We start from the raw sequence: 5,376 nt of genomic DNA, 5'->3' as shown, positions 1-5,376 counted from the left end.
TCCTGTTCCCTGCACCACTCGTTGTCCTCTCCTTCTGCCTGCCGATGTTCCGTCGCGGGCCCTCGGCGCCTCATCGGCACCGACCCGGGCGCCGTAAAAGCGGCCGACACGCTCGGCCTCCCGCTCCAGCTCCTCGCTCCGGCCGGAATCGAGTTCGACGAACGACTCGACCTTGATCTCGACCTTGCCGCCCTTCTCCCTGCGTTCCCACATGCCGGACACGACCCCGTCGACGAGCATGATCTGGTGGGCGACCGCGCCCTCGTACCTGCCCCGGCCGTGCTCGAAGACGCGTCCGGCGGTGTCCTTGGGCACGACGACCTCCTTGGGACCGCTGCCCAGGACGTACGCCTCGTACTGCGGCAGCAGTCGCAGGCAGCTCGCCTGTGACGGCCAGCGGCTCTCGTCGGCGGCGAGGACGTACGCCTTGCGGCCCTCGACCTCGACCTGGACGATCTCGTCGCCGAGCGACTCCAGCGCCTCGCGTGCCTCGGGTGGCCTGAGCGCGAACCAGCGGGCCAGGTCCTGGTGGGTGGCGGGACCGTACGCGCGCAGGTAGCGGCGGATGATCTCCATCGCCGACTCCTCGGGGTCGGGCTGGTCGCCGAGCTCGACCTTCAGCCCCGCCCACCGGTCGGGCCTGACGTAGGTGACCTTGGCGCCCCGTACCGGCCCGAAGCAGAGCACGCCGAGGTAGGCCACCGGACGCAGCAGCTCGCCCCAGTTGGAGGCGAGCCTGTCCTTGGCCCAGGCGCCGACCCGGCCCGATACCTCCCCGGCCAGCTCCTCGCGGGTCAGGCACTCGCCGTCCAGTGCCTGGCGGACCGCGTCGACGAACGACTCGCCCTGTTTCGTGGTCAGCTCGTGGTGGGCGTGCCAGCTGCCCTTGGCACGCCAGTAGGGCTTCCAGCGCATGGCCGCCAGCCACAGGGCCAGCTCGTCGGCGGCGTGCACGTGCAGGGTGCCGCGCAGGCTGTAGGTCTTGACGAGGCGCTTGTCGTCGTACAGCTCCGCGCGGACCTGCTCGCGGGTGGCGTCCCTCACCCGTGACCCGATGGCCAGCTCGGCCGCGGCGGCGACCTGCGCCTGCACCCCGCACACGTCACGCACGGGTTTCCGCAGGTCGCCGGAGACGGGTTTCACGAGATGGTGGCGGGCCAGCCGCCGCGCGTGGACCTGATCCCAGGTGAGTGAGTTCATGGTCTCCGCTTCTACCCCATGGGGTGGAGCCGAACCTGGACGTGCTTGACACCGTTGATGACCGGGGAGCGCAGGTAGTCGGGCGGCCCGAGCAGTTCGGCCGCCGACACCGAGGTCGCGAGCTCGTCCAGGAAGACGGTGAGCTCCAGCTCGGCGAGCGCGGCGCCCAGGCAGAAGTGCGGCCCGGAGCCGAACGCGACGTGCCCGTTGCGTGAACTGCGGGGGCGTCCGACGTCGAACACCTCCGGCGCGTCGAACACCCGCTCGTCACGGTTGGCGGAGGTGTGCCAGATGACGACGTCCTGGCCCGGATGGATGGTCTTGCCGTGCAGCTCGGTCTCGCGGGTGGCGCGGCGCAGCACGTGGCGGCTGGGCGAGGTCCAGCGCAGCAGCTCGCCGACCGCGTTGGGCACCAGCTCGGGCTCCTTGCGCAGCCGCTCCCACTGGTCGGGGTGCTCCATGAGGGCCAGCAGCCCTCCGACCGCGGCGTGCCGGGTGGTCTCGTTGCCGCCGAGCATCAGCACGTCGAAGAAGAGCAGGCACTCCTCCTCGCTGAGCACCCCCGCGTCCTGGGAGCGGGCCAGCAGGCTGACGATGTCGTCGCCGGGCGAGGCGCGCCGCCGCTCCACCAGGCCCTGGCAGTAGAGCAGGAGCCGGCCGTGCGCCTGGGCGGCGTTGGCGCGCACGTCGGAGGTCAGCTGGTACTCGCTGTCGTGCGAGCCGAACGCGGTGGAGGTGAGGTTGAGCATCAGGTCCCAGTCCTGGCGCGGCACGTCCAGCAGCGCGGAGATGCCCGCGACCGGCAGAGCCGCCACGACCTCGGCGAAGTCGCACTCGCCCCGCTCCAGCGCGTCGGCGAACACGTCCCTGACGACCGAGCGCAGGTACGGCTCCAGGGCGGCGATGGCCCGGGGCGTGAAGCACTTGTTGACCAGCTTGCGCAGCTCGGTGTGGCGGGGCGGATCGGTCGTGTTGATCATCTTTCCGGATCCCTGGTCACCGGTGTTGCGGTGCGGGCCGAGGGTGTTGGTCTGGTTGGAACTGAAGGTCCGGGGGTCCTTCTGCACCTTCACGCAGTCCTCGTAGCGGGTGACCGACCAGAAGCCCGGCTCCCTGCCCTCGGGGTTCCAGTACAGCGGGTCGTGGTCGCGCAGCCGGCGGAAGACCTCGTGGGGTCTGTCTCCGACGTGCAGATCGGCGTCGGCCAGATCGACATCGGTCATTTACGAACCTCCCATTCCTCAGAGAAATTTCCGGCAGATGTCATCTCGCCGGCGGGATGGCACTGATTTAAGCGGCGGGATGGTCCGATTAAGGCGAAGGCGGGATTATAAGCCGCCCACCGGAGGGCCGCCCGGGCGTTTTTCCGCGTTTCCGATGACGTGGTTATCGTCCTCCCATGGTGCTACGTGTCAAGCTCGTCCTGTCGTTGCTCACGGCCGCCGCCCTGGTGGGAGGCGCTTCCCCACCGGTGGAGCAGCCTGTCGCGGTGCGGGCCCCCGGGCCGTTCACGATGCGGGACTTCCTGACCACGAAGAAACTCGGTCAGGTCGTCCCGTCCCCCGACGGTAAATCAGTGGCGGCGGTCGTGAAACGTGGTCCGAGCGAGTCGAGCAGATATGGCGCATCATTTGTCGATGGAAACGAGCGCGCCGACATCTGGATAGCGGACGGCGCGGGACCGGCCCGTGACGTGACGCACGGGGCGAAGGACGGCACCGGTCACTACAACCCGGTCTGGTCGCCCGACGGGCGCATGCTGGCCTTCGCCTCCACCCGGGGCGGCGACGACGTGTTCCTGCACGTGTGGGACCGTGAGAGCGGCGAGATCCGCAAACTGACCCCGCGCGGGGTGCAGACGATGACGAACGCCTCCGGCTACCTGATCCAGTGGCTGGACTCCCGGCGGGTGATCGCGCCGATGGTGAACCCCGGCCGCCGGTCGCTGGAGTACGGGCAGTGGCTGGAGGCTCAGCGTGCCGCCCCGAAGGAGTGGGCCAAGGTCGAGCGCGGCAAGGAGAACACCGCCTCCGTGCTCGACAGCTCCACCGCCGGCAGGGCGGACACGCTGGACGAGGAGATCGCCGTCATCGACGCCGTCACCGGCAAGATCACCTCAGCGGGGCCGGCCCGCACCTACACGGCGGGCAACCTGGTCGCCGACCCGACCGGGCGGCGCATCGCCCGGGTGGACGACCTCGGCCCCACCCCCGCACGCGCCGGACAGCTCAAGCGCGTCCTGGAACGGCGTACCCGGCTGGCGATCGCCTCCGCCGCCGGCGGGCAGCCACGCGTGGTGACCGAGGTGCCGAGTCCCTCGGTCACCGTGCAGCCCCGCTGGGCCGCCGACGGCGCCAACCTGCTGGTCGTCGGCAAGGCCACGCCGAAGACGCCCGACCCGTTCACCGCCTACCTGGTGCCCGCCGCCGGCGGGAAGGCCGCACCGCTGGCCGCCGACCGGCTGGTGGCCACCGGCCTGCTCTGGGGCGCGGGCACCCCGCTGGTGCGCGGTACGCAGGTCGCCGATGCCGCCGATCCGGCGGCCCGCCAGGACTGGTGGGCGTTCGACCCGGCCGATCCCGCCGCCAAGCCGCGCGACCTGACCTCGCGGTTCAAGGTCCCCCCGCTGGAGCTGGTGCCGGTGGCCGGCGGCGTGCTGGGCGTGGCCGACGGGCGCGCCTGGTTGATCGACCCGCGTACCGGGCAGGCCCGCGACCTGAAGGCCACCGGTGCCGCCCCGCTGGCGGAGCTGGCCTGGCCGCTGGACGACGGTGTCAGGCGCAACGGCGTACGCCCCACCGACCGGGGCGGCGCCGAACCGGCCAACCCCCGGCTCGACCGCGACTTCCCCCTGGTGCTGGCGCGTGACACCAAAGGCGGCCTGTACGAGCTGGCGCCCGGCGCCGCACCGGTGCTGACCCCGCTCCCGGCGCCGCACCCCGAAGCGGGCGTCGCCGGGTACTCCCCCGCCAACCGCACCGCGGTCTTCGGCGCGGGCGGCGACCAGGGCACCGCGCTGTGGACCACGCACGCCGGCCGCCACACCCAGCGGATCTCGCTGAACGGCCATCTCGCCCAGGTGCTCCCCCCGCAACGCAGGCTCGTCACCTACAAGGGCGCGGACGGGGAGAAGCTGACCGGCGCGCTGCTGCTGCCACCGGGCCACCGTGACGGGCAGCGTCACCCGCTCGTGGTCAACGTGTACGGCACCCGGATCGTCTCGACCCTGGAGGACGTGCCGGAGTTCCAGGTCAACAACCCGAGCTACCTGACCCTGCAGTTCCTGGCCGCAGGCGGCTACGCCGTGCTCGTCCCGTCGATCCCCCGCCCCGAGGGCAAGGCGGCGGCCGAGCCGATGACCTGGCCCACCAAGCCGATCATGAACGCGGTGGACGCCGCGATCGACTCGGGGGTGGCCGATTCCAAGCGGCTGGCGGTGATGGGGCACTCCTTCGGCTCCTACAACGTGCACAGCCTCGTCACCCGGACCGACCGGTTCGAGGCGGCGATCGCGATCTCCGGCTTCTCCGACGTGATCAGCAGCTACGGCGTGTTCGACTCCCGCTTCCGCTACACGCCGCGCGCGCAGGAATGGTTCGCGCCGGCCTACATCGAGGACCCGGCCTTCGAGTTCGGGCTGGGCAGGCCCCCGTGGGAGGACCCACAGCGGTACGTGCGCAACAGCCCGCTGCTGCACGCGGGCAAGATCAAGACCCCGGTGCTCATGCTGCACGGCGAGCGTGACTACCTGACCCACACCGGCTCCGAGGAGATGTACACGGCGCTGGCCAGGCAGGCCAAGAAGGTGCGGCTGGTCAGCTACTGGGGCGAGGCACACATGCCGTACTCGATGGTCTCGCCCGCGAACTTCCAGAGCATGATCGAACAGGAGCTGGACTGGCTCCGGCTGAACCTGCCCGGGAGCGAGCGGTGAGGCTCTTCTCGCCCGTCCAGGAGCGGGCCTGGCTGGAACATCTGCTCGGCGATGTCGCGCCCGGTGGGATCTCCCTGCGGCTGCGGCTGACCGGCCCCCTCGACGAGGCGGCACTGGGCGCGGCGCTCGGCGACCTGGCCGCAGTGGCCAGGAAGGCGGTGATGCCCATCTCGCCGGTCCTGGCGAAGGTGAGCGCGACCTTCGCCCAGGTTCCGTTGGTGATGAACATCTTGCCGCCGCTG

At 71.0% G+C, this 5,376-nt stretch carries 4 protein-coding genes; 2 read left to right on the top strand and 2 right to left on the bottom strand.

Going from position 1 to position 5,376, the window contains the following annotated elements; all coding sequences use genetic code 11:
- Positions 1-1,200: winged helix DNA-binding domain-containing protein (locus ABZ260_RS45625; protein ID WP_355630671.1), on the bottom strand; the 1,200-nt coding region annotated here is incomplete at its 3' end.
- 11 nt (positions 1,201-1,211) lie between these two features.
- Positions 1,212-2,423 carry a cytochrome P450 gene (locus ABZ260_RS45620; RefSeq protein WP_355630668.1) on the bottom strand — a complete coding sequence of 404 codons (1,212 nt, stop codon included), beginning with the start codon at positions 2,421-2,423 and terminating at the stop codon, positions 1,212-1,214.
- A gap of 176 nt (positions 2,424-2,599) precedes the next feature.
- Between ABZ260_RS45620 and ABZ260_RS45615 the strand changes: the two genes are divergently transcribed.
- Both ABZ260_RS45615 and ABZ260_RS45610 read left to right on the top strand, forming a co-directional pair.
- Positions 2,600-5,134: a prolyl oligopeptidase family serine peptidase gene (locus ABZ260_RS45615; RefSeq protein WP_355630666.1), complete on the top strand. Its 2,535-nt coding sequence runs from the start codon at positions 2,600-2,602 to the stop codon at positions 5,132-5,134.
- Positions 5,131-5,376, top strand: a 246-nt coding sequence (locus ABZ260_RS45610; protein ID WP_355630664.1) for a hypothetical protein, incomplete at its 3' end; no start/stop codon positions are given. The genes ABZ260_RS45615 and ABZ260_RS45610, both read left to right, overlap by 4 nt.

Source organism: Streptosporangium sp. NPDC006013, assembly GCF_040614275.1.
GTDB lineage: Bacteria > Actinomycetota > Actinomycetes > Streptosporangiales > Streptosporangiaceae > Streptosporangium.
Note: the sequence above shows the minus strand (reverse complement) of the source record. Positions and strands in the feature narration are given on the sequence as shown.